This is a genomic window from Bacillus sp. ms-22, from assembly GCF_009759805.1.
Taxonomy (GTDB): Bacteria; Bacillota; Bacilli; order Bacillales; family Bacillaceae; genus Bacillus; species Bacillus xiamenensis.
On sequence record NZ_CP046653.1, the window covers coordinates 819,679 to 837,714 of the forward strand.

22 protein-coding genes are annotated in these 18,036 nt (G+C 41.8%); 17 read left to right on the forward strand and 5 right to left on the reverse strand.

The genetic code is table 11. The features are described from left to right. The first annotated feature begins 60 nt into the window (after positions 1 to 60). From GPA07_RS04190 to GPA07_RS04240, 11 genes are all read left to right on the forward strand, one after another. Positions 61 to 1,098 (forward strand): sugar-binding transcriptional regulator, encoded by a 1,038-nt coding sequence (locus GPA07_RS04190; protein ID WP_008358269.1) that lies wholly within the window; start codon positions 61 to 63, stop codon positions 1,096 to 1,098. Between the two features lie 33 nt (positions 1,099 to 1,131). Continuing rightward, positions 1,132 to 2,139 (forward strand): type I glyceraldehyde-3-phosphate dehydrogenase, encoded by a 1,008-nt coding sequence (gene gap, locus GPA07_RS04195; RefSeq protein ID WP_007500174.1) that lies wholly within the window; start codon positions 1,132 to 1,134, stop codon positions 2,137 to 2,139. A gap of 214 nt (positions 2,140 to 2,353) precedes the next feature. After that, entirely contained in the window at positions 2,354 to 3,538 is a 1,185-nt protein-coding gene (locus tag GPA07_RS04200; RefSeq protein WP_008358272.1) for a phosphoglycerate kinase, read from the forward strand. Between the two features lie 30 nt (positions 3,539 to 3,568). Continuing rightward, entirely contained in the window at positions 3,569 to 4,330 is a 762-nt protein-coding gene (tpiA, locus tag GPA07_RS04205) for a triose-phosphate isomerase (protein ID WP_008358274.1), read from the forward strand. After that, entirely contained in the window at positions 4,323 to 5,858 is a 1,536-nt protein-coding gene (gene gpmI / locus GPA07_RS04210) for a 2,3-bisphosphoglycerate-independent phosphoglycerate mutase (protein ID WP_157292079.1), read from the forward strand. Before tpiA ends, gpmI begins: the two co-directional genes overlap by 8 nt. A gap of 29 nt (positions 5,859 to 5,887) precedes the next feature. Beyond that, positions 5,888 to 7,180 carry a phosphopyruvate hydratase gene (gene eno / locus GPA07_RS04215; protein ID WP_008358278.1) on the forward strand — a complete coding sequence of 431 codons (1,293 nt, stop codon included), beginning with the start codon at positions 5,888 to 5,890 and terminating at the stop codon, positions 7,178 to 7,180. Between the two features lie 248 nt (positions 7,181 to 7,428). Then, positions 7,429 to 7,695, forward strand: a complete 267-nt coding sequence (locus GPA07_RS04220) for a hypothetical protein (RefSeq protein ID WP_008358279.1) — start codon at positions 7,429 to 7,431, stop codon at positions 7,693 to 7,695. 81 nt (positions 7,696 to 7,776) lie between these two features. After that, positions 7,777 to 8,544 carry an ATP-binding cassette domain-containing protein gene (locus GPA07_RS04225; RefSeq protein WP_157292080.1) on the forward strand — a complete coding sequence of 256 codons (768 nt, stop codon included), beginning with the start codon at positions 7,777 to 7,779 and terminating at the stop codon, positions 8,542 to 8,544. After that, complete coding sequence (locus GPA07_RS04230) at positions 8,516 to 9,913, forward strand: hypothetical protein (protein WP_157292081.1); 1,398 nt, start codon at positions 8,516 to 8,518, stop codon at positions 9,911 to 9,913. Before GPA07_RS04225 ends, GPA07_RS04230 begins: the two co-directional genes overlap by 29 nt. Continuing rightward, on the forward strand, positions 9,910 to 10,275 hold the full coding sequence (locus GPA07_RS04235; RefSeq protein ID WP_008358286.1) for a zinc metalloprotease: 366 nt from the start codon (positions 9,910 to 9,912) through the stop codon (positions 10,273 to 10,275). The genes GPA07_RS04230 and GPA07_RS04235 overlap by 4 nt, the downstream gene beginning before the upstream one ends. Continuing rightward, positions 10,276 to 10,557: a hypothetical protein gene (locus GPA07_RS04240; RefSeq protein ID WP_008358288.1), complete on the forward strand. Its 282-nt coding sequence runs from the start codon at positions 10,276 to 10,278 to the stop codon at positions 10,555 to 10,557. A 19-nt stretch (positions 10,558 to 10,576) separates the two neighbouring features. Here GPA07_RS04240 and GPA07_RS04245 read toward each other — a convergent pair whose 3' ends face one another. After that, positions 10,577 to 11,041, reverse strand: a complete 465-nt coding sequence (locus GPA07_RS04245; RefSeq protein ID WP_008358290.1) for a GNAT family N-acetyltransferase — start codon at positions 11,039 to 11,041, stop codon at positions 10,577 to 10,579. A gap of 202 nt (positions 11,042 to 11,243) precedes the next feature. On the opposite strand from GPA07_RS04245, the gene GPA07_RS04250 reads away from it, so the two are divergent. Further along, entirely contained in the window at positions 11,244 to 11,876 is a 633-nt protein-coding gene (locus GPA07_RS04250; RefSeq protein WP_008358293.1) for a MarC family protein, read from the forward strand. Positions 11,877 to 11,930: 54 nt separating this feature from the next. Here the strand turns inward: GPA07_RS04250 and GPA07_RS04255 are convergent, their stop codons facing one another. Then, a complete protein-coding gene (locus tag GPA07_RS04255) occupies positions 11,931 to 12,467 on the reverse strand; it encodes a GbsR/MarR family transcriptional regulator (RefSeq protein ID WP_008358295.1) in 537 nt (178 codons plus the stop codon). A 269-nt stretch (positions 12,468 to 12,736) separates the two neighbouring features. Between GPA07_RS04255 and GPA07_RS04260 the strand changes: the two genes are divergently transcribed. Genes GPA07_RS04260 through GPA07_RS04275 form a run of 4 tightly spaced genes read left to right on the forward strand, consistent with a single transcriptional unit; the run spans position 12,737 to position 16,194 of the window. Then, positions 12,737 to 13,885, forward strand: a complete 1,149-nt coding sequence (locus GPA07_RS04260) for a betaine/proline/choline family ABC transporter ATP-binding protein (protein WP_008358297.1) — start codon at positions 12,737 to 12,739, stop codon at positions 13,883 to 13,885. Between the two features lie 13 nt (positions 13,886 to 13,898). Further along, entirely contained in the window at positions 13,899 to 14,552 is a 654-nt protein-coding gene (locus GPA07_RS04265) for an ABC transporter permease (RefSeq protein ID WP_008358300.1), read from the forward strand. Between the two features lie 13 nt (positions 14,553 to 14,565). Next, entirely contained in the window at positions 14,566 to 15,483 is a 918-nt protein-coding gene (locus GPA07_RS04270) for an osmoprotectant ABC transporter substrate-binding protein (protein ID WP_008358303.1), read from the forward strand. Between the two features lie 21 nt (positions 15,484 to 15,504). Beyond that, the gene (locus GPA07_RS04275; protein WP_071168548.1) at positions 15,505 to 16,194 is read left to right on the forward strand and encodes an ABC transporter permease; all 690 of its coding nucleotides are present in this window, start codon (positions 15,505 to 15,507) and stop codon (positions 16,192 to 16,194) included. Positions 16,195 to 16,276: 82 nt separating this feature from the next. Here GPA07_RS04275 and GPA07_RS04280 read toward each other — a convergent pair whose 3' ends face one another. The 3 genes from GPA07_RS04280 to GPA07_RS04290 all read right to left on the reverse strand — a co-directional run bounded on the left by GPA07_RS04280 (position 16,277) and on the right by GPA07_RS04290 (position 17,616). Next, positions 16,277 to 16,597 (reverse strand): catDE operon transcriptional regulator CatR, encoded by a 321-nt coding sequence (locus GPA07_RS04280; RefSeq protein ID WP_008358306.1) that lies wholly within the window; start codon positions 16,595 to 16,597, stop codon positions 16,277 to 16,279. An 82-nt stretch (positions 16,598 to 16,679) separates the two neighbouring features. After that, positions 16,680 to 17,081, reverse strand: a complete 402-nt coding sequence (locus tag GPA07_RS04285) for a helix-turn-helix domain-containing protein (RefSeq protein ID WP_008358309.1) — start codon at positions 17,079 to 17,081, stop codon at positions 16,680 to 16,682. A gap of 130 nt (positions 17,082 to 17,211) precedes the next feature. Next, positions 17,212 to 17,616 (reverse strand): helix-turn-helix domain-containing protein, encoded by a 405-nt coding sequence (locus GPA07_RS04290; protein WP_008358310.1) that lies wholly within the window; start codon positions 17,614 to 17,616, stop codon positions 17,212 to 17,214. A gap of 154 nt (positions 17,617 to 17,770) precedes the next feature. Here GPA07_RS04290 and GPA07_RS04295 point away from each other — a divergent pair, with 154 nt between their 5' ends. After that, a complete protein-coding gene (locus GPA07_RS04295) occupies positions 17,771 to 18,004 on the forward strand; it encodes a helix-turn-helix domain-containing protein (RefSeq protein ID WP_008347669.1) in 234 nt (77 codons plus the stop codon). Positions 18,005 to 18,036: the final 32 nt, after the last annotated feature.

The window sequence follows — 18,036 nt, forward strand, 5'->3', positions numbered from 1 at the left end:
GACGTTTTTTGTCACAGTGGGACGTTTTGAGTCCAACGTGAAAAGAAAGGGTCGTTTGCCATGAATCATTTATTGGAAGCTCAAAAAAAATTATTGCCAGATCTTCTTACAGTTATGCAAAAACGCTATGACATTTTGCAGTACATCAGGTTAGCTGAACCAATTGGCCGAAGAAGCCTTGCGACAAGTCTTGGTCTCAGTGAGCGCATCTTAAGAGCTGAAGTTCAGTTCTTAAAAGAACAAAACCTGCTGGATGTTAAAACGAGCGGTATGATGCTGACAAGTGAAGGTCATGCTTTGCTAGACATGCTTGAAGGAATGATGAAAGACGTTTTAGGCTTAACCTTTTTGGAAAATACATTAAAGAGGAAGTTAGGCCTGGAAGAAGTCATTATTGTTTCTGGTGACAGTGACGAATCTCCGTGGGTGAAGCAAGAGATGGGGAGAGCTGCTGTCCAATGTATGAAAAAAAGGTTTACAGGAAATAATATCGTCGCCGTCACTGGCGGAACGACGATGGAAGCCGTTGCCGAAATGATGACCCCTGATGCCAAAAATCGCGACATGATGTTTGTCCCTGCGAGAGGCGGTCTTGGGGAGAATGTAAAAAATCAGGCAAACACCATTTGTGCCCACATGGCTGAAAAAGCTTCCGGTACTTACAAGCTGCTGTTTGTTCCAGGACAGCTGTCAGAAGGTGCGTACTCTTCCATTATTGAAGAGCCGTCCGTCAAAGAAGTGCTTCAAACGATTAAATCGTCCACGATGCTCATTCACGGGATCGGGGAAGCAAAAACAATGGCGATGAGACGAAACACACCAACTGAAGATTTAAAAAAGATTGATGAGCATGACGCCGTGACTGAGGCCTTTGGCTATTACTTTAATCGTGATGGCGAGGTCGTACACAAAGTTCACTCCGTCGGCATGCAGCTAGACGATCTAGAAAACATTCCACACATCATTGCTGTTGCAGGTGGATCATCAAAGGCAGGGGCCATTGAAGCCTATTTCAAAAAACCCCGCCGAACGGTTCTTGTTACAGACGAAGGAGCCGCAAAAGAGTTATTAAGGGAGTCAATTGATCCCTCAATATAAAACATTCTGTTACCTATAAAAGGAGGAAACATCATGGCAGTAAAAGTCGGTATTAACGGATTTGGACGTATTGGACGTAACGTATTTCGTGCAGCATTAAACAATCCTGAAGTTGAGGTAGTAGCGGTTAACGATCTAACAGACGCTAACATGCTTGCACACCTTTTACAATATGACTCTGTTCACGGAAAACTAGATGCAGAGGTTTCTGTAGACGGTACAAACTTAGTAGTGAACGGTAAAACAATCGAAGTATCAGCTGAGCGTGACCCTGCAAAATTAAGCTGGGGTAAACAAGGCGTAGAAATCGTTGTTGAATCTACTGGATTCTTCACGAAACGTGCAGACGCTGCAAAACACTTAGAAGCTGGCGCTAAAAAAGTCATCATCTCTGCTCCTGCTAACGAAGAAGATATCACAATCGTTATGGGTGTAAACGAAGACAAATACGATGCAGCTAGCCACGATGTTATCTCTAATGCATCTTGTACAACAAACTGCTTAGCTCCATTTGCAAAAGTACTTAACGATAAATTTGGTATCAAACGCGGTATGATGACAACTGTTCACTCATACACAAATGACCAACAAATTCTTGACCTTCCGCACAAAGACTACCGTCGTGCTCGTGCAGCTGCGGAAAACATCATCCCAACTTCTACAGGTGCTGCGAAAGCTGTTTCACTTGTATTGCCTGAACTTAAAGGAAAATTAAACGGTGGCGCAATGCGTGTTCCAACACCTAACGTTTCTTTAGTTGACCTTGTTGCTGAATTAAACCAAGATGTAACAGCTGAAGACGTAAATGCAGCACTGAAAGAAGCAGCTGAAGGAGAACTTAAAGGAATCCTTGGCTACAGCGAAGAGCCATTAGTGTCTGGTGACTACAATGGTAATGCAAACTCTTCTACAATCGATGCTCTTTCTACAATGGTAATGGAAGGCAGCATGGTGAAAGTCATTTCTTGGTACGATAACGAGAGTGGATATTCTCACCGCGTAGTTGACCTTGCAGCTTACATTGCAAAACAAGGTCTCTAATTTCTCATACTGAAGGAACTCACTTGGTTCTTTCCTAGAGACACGATATAATGAAGACGGACAAGGGAAGGGGAAGCATCCCTTTCCCTTTTTCTCTGTTTTTATCCGTTCTGCACGATTTCTCGTTTTGATGAGGGCAAAATGGGAAAAGGATAAAAGAGAGACTTGTCTAATGCGTAAGGAAACCAGAATAAAGGAGGATCTCCTGACGAGCATGAATAAGAAATCAGTAAAAGACATTGACGTAAAAGGTAAAGTTGTGTTCTGCCGCGTGGATTTTAACGTTCCAATGAAGGACGGAAACGTGACGGATGATACTCGTATTCGCGCAGCATTACCAACCATTAAGTATTTAACAGGGCAAGGCGCAAAGGTACTATTAGCTAGTCATTTGGGTCGTCCGAAAGGTCAAGTTACTGAAGAACTGCGTCTGACACCTGTGGCAAAACGTCTGCAAGAGCTTCTTGGACAAGAAGTGAAAAAAGCAGATGAAGCTTACGGCGACAACGTGAAAAAGCAAATCTCTGACTTAAAAGAAGGAGACGTGCTAGTGCTTGAAAACGTTCGTTTCTATCCTGGTGAAGAAAAGAACGATCCTGAATTATCAAAAGCGTTTGCTGATTTAGCGGATGTGTATGTCAATGATGCGTTTGGTGCTGCACACCGTGCACATGCATCAACAGCTGGTATTGCAGCATATCTTCCGGCTGTTGCGGGCTTCCTCATGCAAAAAGAGCTTGAGGTTCTAGGAAAGGCTATTACTAATCCTGACCGTCCTTTTACAGCGATTATCGGCGGGGCAAAAGTAAAGGATAAAATCGGTGTGATTGAAAGCCTTCTTGATAAAGTGGACAACCTCATCATCGGCGGCGGACTCGCTTATACATTTGTCAAAGCACTTGGCCACGAAGTAGGGAAATCCCTATTAGAAGAAGACAAAGTAGATTTAGCGAAATCCTTTATGGAACGTGCAAAAGAAAAAGGCGTGAACTTCCTTATTCCAACAGATGTTCTAGTAGCCGACGACTTTTCAAATGATGCGAATACAAGCATTGTGCCAATCTCTGAAATTCCAAGTGATCTAGAAGCACTTGATATTGGAACAGAGACAAGAGAGAAGTATGCTGATGTCATTAAAAACAGCAAGCTTGTTGTCTGGAACGGTCCAATGGGTGTATTTGAAATTGATGCATTCGCCAAAGGAACAAAAGCAATTGCAGAAGCACTGGCAGAAGCAAAAGATACATATTCTGTCATTGGCGGTGGAGATTCAGCAGCAGCTGTTGAGAAATTTGGACTTGCCGATCAGATGAGCCATATTTCGACAGGCGGCGGCGCTTCACTTGAGTTTATGGAAGGCAAAGAGCTTCCAGGTGTGACTGCATTAAACGATAAATAAGACCAAAACTGCTATAAGGAAGTGTCAATCATGAGAAAACCAATTATAGCTGGGAACTGGAAAATGAATAAAACACTTGGCGAAGCGGTCAGCTTCGTTGAAGAAGTAAAATCATCTATTCCATCTCCTGACAAAGTGGAATCTATTGTATGTGCACCAGCCCTTTTCCTTGAAAAGCTGAACAGCCTTTCAAACGGAACAGACCTGAAAATTGGTGCGCAAAACATGCACTTTGAAGAAAACGGTGCATTCACTGGTGAAATCAGCCCTGCTGCTCTAAAAGATCTTGGCATCGGCTACTCAGTGATCGGTCATTCAGAGCGCCGTGAATTCTTTGCTGAAACAGATGAAACAGTGAACAAAAAAGCACACGCAGCATTCAAGCATGGCATCGTTCCAATCATCTGTGTAGGTGAAACGCTTGAAGAGCGTGAAGCAGGCAAAACAAATGAACTTGTCGCTGATCAAGTGAAGAAAGCACTAGCTGGTTTAACAAAGCAGCAAGTTGCTGCATCTGTTATTGCATATGAGCCAATCTGGGCCATTGGTACAGGTAAATCTTCTACAGCGAAAGATGCAAATGATGTTTGTGCTCACATTCGCCAAACCGTTGCAAGCGAATTTGGTCAAGAAGCGGCCGACAGCCTTCGCATTCAATATGGCGGAAGCGTAAAGCCGGCGAATATTAAAGAATATATGGCAGAATCCGATATTGACGGTGCTTTGGTTGGTGGCGCAAGCCTAGAGCCTCAGTCTTTCGTTCAATTATTGGAGGAAGGTCAATATGAGTAAGAAACCAGTTGCATTAATCATCTTAGACGGGTTTGGTTTAAGAGGTGAAACAGTCGGAAACGCTGTTGCACAAGCAAAGAAACCGAACTTTGACCGCTACTGGAACGAATTCCCGCATCAAACGTTAACGGCTTCAGGTGAAGCAGTAGGTCTCCCAGAAGGTCAAATGGGGAACTCTGAAGTTGGGCATTTGAATATCGGTGCAGGACGCATTGTGTATCAAAGCTTAACAAGAGTGAATGTCGCCATTCGTGATGGGGAATTTGAAAAAAACGAAACGTTCCTAGACGCAATGACCTATGCAAAAGAGAATGACAAGGCCCTTCATTTATTTGGACTATTGTCAGATGGCGGTGTGCACAGCCACATCCAGCATCTATTTGCATTGCTGAAACTAGCGAAAAAAGAAGGCTTAACAAAAGTATACATTCATGGCTTCTTGGACGGACGTGATGTTGGTCAGAAGACAGCCAAAGTGTACTTAAAACAGCTTGAAGAACAAATCAAAGAAATTGGTGTCGGTGAAATTGCAACACTTTCTGGACGCTATTACTCAATGGATCGTGACAAACGCTGGGATCGTGTGGAAAAAGCATATCGAGCAATGGCGTATGGTGAAGGTCCAAGTTATCAAAACGTCTATGATGTCGTGGATGACTCATATGAAAATGGAATCTATGATGAATTCGTCATTCCATCTGTCATTACAAGAGAAAATGGTGAGCCAGTTGCAAAGGTAAACGACGGCGACTCTGTGATTTTCTATAACTTCCGTCCAGACCGTGCCATTCAAATTTCAAACACATTCACAAATGAAGATTTCCGCTCATTTGACCGCGGAGAAGCGTATCCGAAGCATTTACACTTCGTTTGCTTTACACACTTCAGTGAAACGGTGGATGGCTATGTCGCCTTCAAACCAGTGAATTTGGATAACACAGTAGGAGAAGTGATTTCACAAAATGGATTGAAGCAGCTGCGGATTGCTGAAACAGAGAAATATCCTCATGTGACATTCTTTATGAGTGGTGGACGTGAAGAAGAATTTCCTGGTGAAGACCGCATCTTGATTAATTCACCAAAGGTGGCAACCTATGATCTAAAGCCGGAAATGAGTGCTTACGAGGTGAAGGATGCACTTGTTGAAGACATCAATGCAGACAAGCATGATGCGATCATTCTGAACTTTGCCAACCCGGATATGGTCGGTCATTCAGGAATGCTTGAGCCAACCATTAAAGCCATTGAAGCAGTAGATGAGTGTTTAGGAGCTGTAGTCGACGCAATCCTAGCGAAAGGCGGACATGCCATCATCACGGCAGACCACGGTAACGCAGACGTGCTGATTACCGAAGAAGGAAAGCCGCATACTGCGCACACAACAAACCCTGTTCCAGTGATCGTCACGAAAAAAGGTGTGACGCTTAGAGAGGGCGGCATTTTAGCCGATCTATCGCCAACACTTTTAGACTTACTTGGTCTTGAAAAACCAAAAGAGATGACAGGAACATCATTGATTCAAAAATAACAAATTGATTCAAAAGGAGAGAAATCACAATGCCATACATTGTTGACGTATATGCACGCGAAGTATTAGACTCACGCGGTAACCCAACAGTTGAAGTAGAAGTTTACACAGAATCTGGCGGTTTTGGCCGTGCATTAGTTCCAAGTGGTGCTTCTACTGGTGAATATGAAGCAGTAGAACTACGTGACGGAGACAAAGACCGTTACCTTGGAAAAGGTGTTCTGACAGCTGTAAACAACGTAAACGAAATCATTGCACCAGAGCTTTTAGGCTTTGATGTAACAGAACAAGTAGCGATTGACAAGCTGTTAATCGAACTTGATGGAACAGAAAACAAAGGGAAATTAGGCGCAAATGCCATTCTTGGCGTATCTATCGCTGTAGCACGTGCGGCTGCTGATTTCTTGCAAATTCCACTTTACCAATACCTTGGTGGATTCAACTCCAAAACGCTTCCAGTGCCAATGATGAACATCGTCAATGGCGGAGAGCATGCGGATAACAACGTAGACATCCAAGAATTCATGATTATGCCTGTAGGTGCACCGAACTTCCGTGAAGCACTTCGCATGGGCGCACAAATCTTCCACAGCCTGAAATCTGTATTAAGCGCAAAAGGCTTAAACACAGCTGTAGGTGACGAAGGTGGATTCGCTCCAAACCTTGGTTCTAACGAAGAAGCACTTCAAACAATCGTAGAAGCGATTGAAAAAGCGGGCTTCAAACCAGGTGAAGAAGTGAAACTTGCGATGGATGCTGCATCTTCTGAGTTCTATAACAAAGAAGACGGTAAATATCATTTATCAGGCGAAGGTGTTGTGAAAACATCTGCTGAAATGGTTGACTGGTATGAAGATATGGTATCAAAATACCCAATCATCTCTATCGAAGACGGCCTTGATGAAAACGACTGGGAAGGTCACAAACTATTAACTGAGCGCCTTGGCAGCAAGGTTCAGCTAGTAGGAGATGACTTGTTCGTAACAAATACGAAGAAGCTTTCTGAAGGAATCAAAAACGGCGTTGGTAACTCAATCCTGATCAAAGTGAACCAAATCGGTACATTAACTGAAACATTTGATGCAATCGAAATGGCAAAACGCGCAGGATATACAGCTGTCATCTCTCACCGTTCTGGTGAAACTGAAGACAGCACAATTGCCGACATTGCAGTTGCAACAAATGCTGGACAAATCAAAACAGGTGCTCCGTCTCGTACGGACCGTGTGGCGAAATACAACCAATTGCTTCGCATCGAAGATCAATTGGCTGAAACAGCACAATATCATGGCATTGAAACGTTCTATAACTTGAATAAATAATGCCAGTACCGCGCTGCGTGCCGCTCTTACATAAGAGCGACACGCAGCGTTTTTTTTATGTTCATGCAACTATTCCATTTGGCATATCCTTTTTCTGTAAAAAATAATTCTTCTGTCATTGAAAATTCGGTAAAATGCCAATATATAAGAAAGAAATCATGAAAAAATTTCTAGAAATATGAATAAATTTGAACTTATGTTTTATGTATGATGGTGTTATTGTTTTACATATATTAGGAGGTGTTAAGATGCTGAATGCTTTTAGTCTTCGTTTTCCTGTAAGTGTGTACATGTATGTACTACATTTATTGGCAGCCTATGAGGAAAAGAAGCAACGAATCCTAACTTCTCAGAATACACAGAAAAACTCATTTTGGATTTATGTTCTTGCGGTTATTTTAGGTGTAGTGACATTTGCAGCACTGGTTTGGGCATGCAAAACATTTGGAAAAGGCTCTAAATTTGCAGGGCAATTCAAGTTTTTAGGCATTTACATCAAAATCAAATGCGGTTGAGTTTTTAGCAGATGTAAGGGACAGATGACGATATCGTGAGGCGAAGTCATCTGTTCTATCTGAAACAAACGGAGGGACATGATGCTGACCTTACAATTAAAAGAAAAAACGTATAGCCGCACCTTCTCTCTTCGCAATATTCAGCTAAATGTGGAGAAAGGACGTATGCTTCTTCTTTTGGGGCATAATGGTGCAGGAAAGACAACGATGATTCAATCTATGTTTGGGCTGACGCCATTTACAGGGTACGTATCTTTACATGGTCAACAGCTGAACTTTCAATCCTCAGCTCATATCTCCCTATTAAAAGAACATGTTTCCTATATTCCTGATGAACATGCTTTGTTTGATTATTTAACGCCGAGAGAATATTTTCACTTACTCCAGCTACCACATGAGCAAGATATCACGCGGGAGGAGACATTCGTTGATCTTTTTGAGCTGAGTCCGTATATGGATCAGCCAATTGCCCAGCTGTCTCATGGCAATCAAAAGAAAACGCAGATCATTTCACAGCTCCTCAGGCCTTGTGATTATTATGTATTCGACGAGCCAACGAACGGACTTGATCCAGATATGATGATCATCTTAAAAAAGGTGCTCATGAAACTGAGAGATCAAGGCGCTGGTATCCTCATTTCCACTCATCATTTAAGTTTTGGTGAGACATTGTATGATCATCTCATGATCTTAAGAAACGGTGACGTAAAGCTGGATATGTCTCGTCAAGAAACAAGCCGGACATTTCCTCAAAAAGCACTTGAGGACATTTATAAAGAAGTGAATCGAGATTACTATATACAGGTGGAGAGGTTACTCAATGATTTGGACACGACACGTTCTTCATAAAATAGAATGGGGCATGCTCATAACGAAAGTAAAGCAGATCGGCAAAAAATATCCTTTGCAGCTTCTCACAGCAGCCGCATTTTTCTTGTTGATCTATGCCACATACGTGGTCATGAGCCTGCGTTTTTTTATGCAAGCAGGGGAAAGCGAACCAACTGCTTTATACCTTCAATTTGTGAAAATGACACTTTTACTTTTAGGTGCGGGTGTTGTCTTTTCCCGCAATAAAATGAAGCGTCAAGAGTATCAATTCTTCTTTCTGAATAGTGCGATTCAAAGTGTGTCATTTGTCCTGTGTGTCTATTTCTTTCCGGTGTTGTTTTGCTTCATGATGCTTGGCCTGCTTTTTTTGCCAATTGGTTTTGGACTTTTTATTAGCGGCGTTATCCCATCTATGTATTGGATGATGGTTATTTGTGTTACTTGCTGTGTATTGGCGCTGTATGCGCTCGCTTCTTGGATGCTCATACGAATCGGAGTGAGCCATTTCATTTCAAAAACAAAAGAGCATTTACTGCTACAAACGATCGGATTTGTGACGCTCGGCGCTTTTGAGTTTTTTCTCTTTCAAAAAGCGGCTGAGATGATGCACGTATGGCCGTCTGGCTATCTCGTGTTTCTTGTGATCTTACTATGCGCCGGATGGCTTTGGCTGAAGGGTTTAGCGCCTTGTTATGTCAATCGGATGTTTTTGCAGCTGAAAGTAGAAGTAAAGGCGTTTTCTTACCAGAAAATCAGAACGGATTCTTCATTTCTGACTCAATTGCGTCAGGAATTTGTTTATTTCACGCGATCAGCTGTGTTTAAAGAACAGGGTATTCTGTTTTTATTTCTTGTCTGTTTCACGATAGGTCTCCCGTTTGTGTTTACTCCGGCAGAGACTGGCTGGCTGTATGCTTTTATTGTGCAGTTTGCATTAAAAGAGATCTTGATCATGCTTCCGCTGATGATTGGCAGGGAATATCATATGAACCATCGAGCCATCTTTATGTTAAATTCATCAAAAGGCGCTTATTTACTGTCGAGAATTTTATTTTATTACACGATCAATTTGTTGATATATTTTGTGTATATCGGGCTTGCTTATGTGGTGTTGGGCATTGAAAGTGAAGGTCACGTTTTGGCGAGTCTGTCCATTTTATTGATCACCGTCATGGCGGCATGTGTAGGCTTTGTCGTGAAAATCAGCGAGTTGAATAAACTGTTTGTGATTGTGATGATGATTGCTGTGTTCAGCATGATGGATATGATTTTATTAGAGTGGCTTTCAGCACATACCGAGCTTCTCTCAATCGCCTACATGGCCTTCTCAGCCGTATTCTTTAGCTGTATATATGCTGCCATGTTAAAGAGGCCGATTGTGCGATGATGGAACTTTTGATTTGCTTGATAGCGGTTGTGGTCATTCATGAACTCGGTCATATACTGATGGTGATGTTGTGCAACAAAATCGAAAAAAGGCCGCTTTTTGATTATGTGGTGATGATCGATTGGAAGCACGTGTCGATCGTTCATGAGACCTTTGCCCGGCCGAGCTTTAATATGATGGTGGCACTTGCAGGTCCGTTGTTTCCAGTAATCTGCTCGGCTGTGCTTTTTCTGATATGGAAGCATCCGATGACGCATCCTTTGCTGCTTTTTTCTTTACTAAACACTGTGATGCTACATCCAGCTTGCCCAGACGGGAAAAATATCACAGCCAGCTTAAAAGAGATGAAAGGAGAGAAATAGATGGTCAAAGTTTTTCATTCGTTTTCTAGCGGCTTAACGCTAGCGATGCTTTATGTATTTGCTGTGTTTATGACTCCGGTATTTTTACTGCTGCTAGAGGTCAAACATGTGGAATCAAGTCCAACTCTGTTTGGCATGCCATTTTATATCATGAAAATTGAACAGTATCAATTCAGCTCTGAGGCGACCCTCTTTGGATGCGTGGTCTGTTTTTTAGCGGGTGCCGTGCTTTATTTCTTGATTCAATATGTGATTCATGCAGTGAAAAAGAGCAGAACATAAAAAAGCAGGCTGAATGGACTCAGTCTGCTTGAAGAACGAGTGACAGCCGAACCATATCCATACACTGAATGCCATTTTCATAGATCGGTTCATCATAATGTTTAAGAAAGAAATCGTGATCAATGGACGCCATGCGAAAGCCGCATTTTTGGTAAAGGGCGAGCTGCTGAATGCTAGAGTTGCCTGTGCCAATTTCAATTGTGTGAAAGCCGGCAGCTTTGGCTTCTGAAATGGCATGGCGCACCAGCTGTTTTCCAATCCCTTTTCCTTGCCATGACTCCTTCACAGCGACATTCATGATTTCCACTGTATGCTGAGACAGAGACGTGAGAACATAGACACCTAGCATGTCCTGTTCATGAAAGGCAACATAACAAGAACCAGATTCTACATAGGCAAGGACCTTTTCTTTTGAAGGATCAGCTAATAATAAAAGATCCATAGGGACAGATTGATCAGGGGGCAACGGCCGAATCTGTATCAATTCACTTCATCCTTTCTATTTTTCAATATCTCCTTGTTTCATCCCCCAATCCCCCACTGAGAGCGAAGGGGATGTTTTTTTCATGTTCTATCCTCCTGTCTTCAAGCCTCTCTTATCAGCGGTTAAAGCCGAATAGGTTTTATCCGAACAAGGGAATATTCGCATCAGATTGGCAGACACTATGAAAAAAGGAGGGTGTCTGTTGATTTCCTTTATGATTCATGTCATTGTGTCATTATTTGCTGTATCGAACCCGATTGGAAACGTGCCTCTATTCATCACTTTAACAGAAGGCTATTCAGAGAAGGAACGCTCCCAAACAGCCAAAAAAGCCATTGTTGTGTCATTTATTATTTTGATTGCCTTTCTACTGGCAGGCAGGCTCATTTTCAAATTGTTTGGCATCGATATTCATGCACTCCGCATCGCCGGAGGTATTTTTATTTTTGGTATCGCTTACAATTTGCTGAATGCAAAAGAATCACATGTTCAAAACCCTCATTCGGATGAAAAGGCAGAAAGCAAAGAGAAGGCAGATGTCTCGGTGACCCCGCTCGCCATTCCGATCATTGCCGGACCTGGTACAATCGCTACCGTCATGAGCTTAACGCCAGGAAGCCAAGTAACGCTTCATATGCTTGCGATTCTGATTGGGATTGTGGTCGTTCTGACCATGACTTATTATGCATTTCATTACTCAAGTTTCATCATGCGAAAAATGGGGAAAACAGAGATGAATGTCGTGACACGATTAATGGGATTGATTCTTGCTGTTGTGGCAGTTGAAATGATTGGCTCAGGAATAAAAGGGATGTTTCCAATGCTGATGTCATAAGTGTATATAAAAAAGCTGTTTTTTTCTACAAAGTTGTAAAATAAAACAGCTTTTTTAAGGTTTTGGCACATGTTTAAATACTTCTTCGCTTTCGAAGAACTCAATTAAGCGGCTAATCCAATCATAGTAATCAAGGCTTTCCTTAATTTCTGAAAGAAGAAGATTGATTTTATCCTCTGTCTCTTCTGGTAAGTCATCTTGTTCGAGCAGCTCCAACAATTCCTTGCATGTCTTCTTATGTGCCTTGCGATTTTTGCTGACCACACGTGACCAATTGGCTGCAAACAATGAAATAAAGGTTTGGTAATGATCTTGCTCAACATCATACAAATCTTTACGTATTCCTTTTTCATACACCTTTTCAGCAATATTCAAATCAAGCATTTCTCGAACGACTTGACTCATTCTCGTTTTGCTCATGCCGGTCGCCTCTGAGAGCTCACCGAGCGTCATTGGTTTACGGTTCATGTGAATGATACCAAGCACTCTGCCCACTGTGGCAGAAAGACCAAAGGCATTCATGTTCTCGGCAGCTTTTTCAATATAATGATCCTGTGCTTTTTGAATGGCACCTAACGCTTGCTTGTCCACTCCCCGCTTCATCCCTTCATGACTGACAATTTGTAACACAATATATCATATACCTGTTTGTTGATGAAAACAATAAATATTGAGTATTTGCTCGTAAGTTGGAGGAAAAAGGAGGGATCGTTACATATCTGACCGTTAACTGAAAATTTTAAATAAATCTTATGCAATATAAACACATCGTAAACTTTTTATTTTATAAAGTTTGCACTATAATAAATAAGGTGTAAATTTTCTGAAAATATATATCCGACTAATTGGAGGTGTCTCATTTGCTGAAACTAGAGAATGTATCTAAGACGTATAAAGGCGGAAAAAAAGCTGTCAAAAATATTGATTTAGAAATAGCAAAAGGAGAATTTATTTGTTTTATTGGACCGAGTGGCTGTGGAAAAACGACAACCATGAAGATGATCAATCGACTCATTGAACCTTCCTCAGGAAAGATTTTGATCGAGGGAGAAAACATTATGAAAAAAGATCCAGTCCAATTAAGAAGAGAAATTGGTTATGTGATTCAGCAAATTGGGCTGTTCCCCCATATGACCATTGCACAAAACATTTCACTTGTTCCGAAGCTGCTAAAATGGCCGGAAGAAAAACGAAAAGAACGTGCACGAGAACTGCTCAAACTCGTCGACATGGGGCCGGAATATTTAGAGCGTTACCCGCATGAACTCAGTGGAGGACAGCAGCAGCGGATCGGAGTTCTTCGCGCATTAGCAGCAGAACCCCCTCTTATCCTCATGGATGAACCATTTGGAGCACTTGACCCCATCACAAGAGATTCATTGCAGGAAGAATTTAAGAAGCTACAAAAAACGCTAAATAAAACAATCGTATTCGTCACACATGACATGGATGAAGCGATCAAACTTGCTGACCGCATTGTGATCTTAAAAGATGGAGAGATTGTCCAAGTAGGAACGCCAGATGATATTTTACGTAACCCTGTCAACGAGTTCGTAGAAGAATTCATCGGGAAAGAACGCTTGCTTCAATCAAATCCGAATATGGAACGTGTGGAACAAATGATGAACACGTCACCAGTCACAATTACAGTCGAAAAAACACTGACAGATGCCATCTTTATTATGAGAGAAAAGCGGGTGGATTCCCTGCTCGTCGTTGATGAAAATCATGTGCTAAAAGGCTATATCGACATCGAAACAATTGATGCGAACCGCAGAAAAGCAGCCTTTGTTGGCGATATTTTAAATACAGAATTCTATACAGTACAAGAAGGCGCACTTCTAAGAGATACCGTCCGAAAAATTTTAATACGAGGCATTAAATATGTACCAGTTGTCGATACACAGGGTCATTTAAAAGGCATTGTGACACGTGCAAGTCTTGTGGATGTTGTATATGACTCAATTTGGGGAGAAGATACGCCGGAGGCTGTCACTGAAATGAACTAAGGGAGGTGTACACATGGATCAAATCATTGATTTTCTAGAGAAAAATGGTGGGGAACTCCTCACAAAAATGTGGGAGCATTTATATATTTCTTTGATTGCCGTTGTGTTAGGCATTATCGTTGCCGTTCCTTTAGGCGTGATTCTCACACGAATGAAAAGAGGCGCAGGTGTTGTCATCGGTGTCGTGAATATCTTTCAAACACTCCCTAGTTTAGCGATTCTTGCATTTTTTATTCCTATTTTGGGAGTCGGGAAAATACCTGCAATCGTTGCTCTATTTTTCTATTCGGTTTTGCCTATTTTGAGAAATACGTATGCAGGTGTTCAAGGTGTGAACAAAAACTTGCTTGAATCTGGTAAAGGGATCGGCATGACGACATGGGAGCAAATTCGTCTTGTTGAACTGCCGCTTGCCATTCCGATCATTATGGCAGGTGTTAGAACATCAACCATTTATTTAATTGGCTGGACAACACTTGCAGCTTTTATCGGTGGAGGCGGTCTTGGTGACTACATCTTAATTGGACTTCAGCTATACCAGCCGGAATACATTATTGCAGGTGCCATCCCAGTCACCATTTTAGCGGTCATCATCGACTTTTCATTGATGAAGCTTGAGAAAAAAGTAACACCAGAAGGCTTAAAAGGATTGAAGGAAGTTTCATAAGGAGTTGGCTCATGTGAAGAATCGAAAAACAAAATGGATCAGTGCACTGCTTGCTGGATGCTTGCTATTGATAAGTGGCTGTTCACTTCCTGGACTAGCCGGCTCCTCAGGGGGCACGCTGCGAATCGGAGCACAAAACTTTACTGAATCAGAAATTATGGCTTATATGGTTGGAGATATCATTGAGCATTACACAGATAAAAAGACAACCATTGTGAAAAACCTAGGCTCAAACACCGTACAGCAGAAAGCGATGGAAAACGGAGATGTCGACATTTCTGCGACAAGATATACAGGCACAGATTTGACAAGTACGCTCGGAATGGATGCGGTAAAAGATCCAAAACGTGCAATGGAAATCGTCCAGAAAGAATTCAAAAAACGCTACGATTACAAATGGTTTGATTCCTATGGATTTGATAATACGTATGCCTTTGCCGTGACGCAAAAGATGGCGAAGGAAAACAACCTGGAAACAGTCTCTGATTTGAAAAAGAATGCCAAGAATTATCGCTTCGGTGTGGATAATATTTGGCTGAAAAAGAAAGGCGACGGTTATGAAGGGTTTGTGAAAACATACGGAATTGAATTTGGAAGCACCTTTCCGATGCAGATCGGTCTAGTCTATGACGCATTGAAAAATGAAAAAATGGATATTGTGCTTGCCTATTCAACAGATGGCCGGATCAAAGCGTATAATCTCAAAATCTTAAAAGATGATAAACGATTCTTCCCGCCTTACGATGCATCACCAGTTGTCCCGGAGAAAGTATTAAAAGAACATCCAGGGCTCGACAAGGTCATCAACAGGCTGATTGGAAAAATCGGTACAGAACAAATGCAAGAGCTAAACTATCAAGTCGATGGAGAGCTTCAAGAACCAGCGACTGTTGCGAAAAATTTCTTAAAGAAACACAATTACTTTGAGTAAGATTGGGAGGTGTCAGGGCTGATGGACACACTGCAGCAATTATGGACATATTATCAGCAGAACGGTTCATATGTGTTAGAAGAATTTTATCGGCATTTTCTCATGTCAGCGTATGGGGTGCTATTTGCGGCGATTGTCGGAATTCCAGTAGGCATCTTTGTGGCGCATTACCGCAAATTGAGCAATTGGGTGTTCGCAATTACAAATGTCATTCAAACGATTCCAGCATTAGCGATGCTTTCAGTGTTGATGCTTGTATTAGGACTTGGCGCAAATACAGTCATCCTATCACTCTTTCTGTATTCGCTTTTGCCGATCATCCGCAACACGTACACAGGGATTGTCAGCATTGAGCATGCCTATTTAGAGTCGGGGAAAGCAATGGGTATGACGAAATGGCAAGTGCTGAGAATGGTTGAATTACCGCTTGCTTTATCGGTTATTATGGCTGGTTTAAGAACCGCACTGGTCATCGCAATCGGCATTACAGCGATTGGGACATTTGTTGGTGCTGGAGGACTTGGAGATATCATCATTAGAGGTTCAAACGCCACCAACGGAACAGCCATCATTTTAGCAGGTGCTATTCCAACTGCGCTCATGGCCATTATTGCCGACCTTGTCATGGGCTGGCTTGAACGTTATTTAAGCCCAACAAACAAGAAAAAAGAGAATAAAGCGCTAGCTGAAAAAAATATGACATCGGCTTAAGCGATGAAAAAGAAACAACCTCTCTTACAAATGGTAAGGGAGGTTGTTTTATGATCAACAGGCGGGCTCATTTGAGGAGAAATTATGATTCAAGATTGATCCATTCAGAGGACCATTTCGCAATTTCCTCAAAAACGGGTGCAAGTGAGCGTCCCATATCCGTTAAAGAATACTCAATACGCACGGGTGTTTCAGCGAAAACCTCCCGTTTTACAATGCCTGCTGCTTCAAGCTCTTTTAATCTCTCAGATAATACTCTTCCGCTTAAATTTGTCAGGGCGGCCTCAATTTCACTAAAGCGCTGCTGACCTGAGAGAAGCTGAAAAACAATCAGTGCCACCCAGCGTTTACTTAATAACTCAACTGCTTTTTCAAACCGCGGGCACATGTCAGATTGATTCATCTTTCTTCACTCCAATCTGAACCCATTATACCGTAATTCTGTCATAAATCAGCGCAAAAAGCTTGTCAATGCTCAAAACATTTTACGGCGATGAACGGCTGTTTAACAGAAACAGCAAATAGCGGTTTAGATCCTCTATTTCTTTTTTAGATAAGGTGGACCAGATGTCCCCATTGAATATTTCAAGGTCGCCAAGCCCATAGTTGTCTGCTGTTTCTCGTATTTTGGACAAAGCCATTTCTTCTTCCTTCATGACTTGGGCAGGGGTTGCTTCTTCAATATAGCCTGCAGCCTTCATCATTTCCTCATAAGGTATCTTTAATGCACCTGCCAGCTTCTTAATTGTAGGAGGTTTCGGAATGCCTCGTTTCCCATTTTCAATCCGAGAAATACCGGCAGCACTGACCTCTGAATACATCGCTAACTGGTTAACTGACAGCTTCTTTTCCTCACGCAATGCTCTTAAATATGCACCGAAGTTCATCAACTCAAAACCTCACATGGTTAAAGATTAGTTACCTCTAGTTTACTTGATTTGTTGACTATTGGCAATAAGTATACCATGAAAATATTGACATTAGTTAATGGTGGATGTATCTTAAGTTTATGCCCAACTATTTGTTCGCCTTTTTTTGGTTGATGAGCGTGAGAAAGTATTGATTCAACTGGCTGATGTCATGTGCGGTGAGCGTTTCCCATTGGTCTCCATCAAAAATGGGGAGATGTTCGACATCTTTTTGAAGCGCCGTTTGATAGATTTTTAACATGGACTCATATTTAGGTTTCATTTCGTGAACTTTTTCTTGTTCAATATAACCGGCAAGCAGCATTAAATCCTCATAAGGCACCTTCAAAGCGCGTGCTAATTTTTTTATGGTTAAAGGCTTCGGCACACCGCGCTTTCCATTTTCAATCCGAGAAATACCAGCAGCGCTAACACCTGAATACATGGCAAGCTGATTGACAGACATTTTTCTATTTTCTCTTAAAATGCGTAATTGTTCACCAAAGTGATTCATGTCATCGAACCTCACATTTCAGTATATGACTTATTTTAGTATGATCATTGACCAAAGGAAATAGCAAGGGCATAAAAGTGTTGACATAAGTAAATGAAGCTGATTGATGTGAGAGTTCTACATGTTGTACATATTGATCCTACAGGAGGTTGTAATGATGGTCGAAAAGATTCAGATCAGGCGGGCTTTTGTGATGCAGTATATGATCGAAAACGATATGTCTTTAAATCAGCTCGCAGATGAAATTGGCATCTCTCCTGCCACACTCAGCAGGGTATTAAATGGTCACAGGAAGCCAGGACAGCTTGTCATTGGCAAAATGATTCATTACTTTGATAAGAAATTTGAAGATCTATTTTACTATGAAGATGTTGACAAAAGTCAATGAATGCAATCATCGTATCATCATAAAGGAGGCAA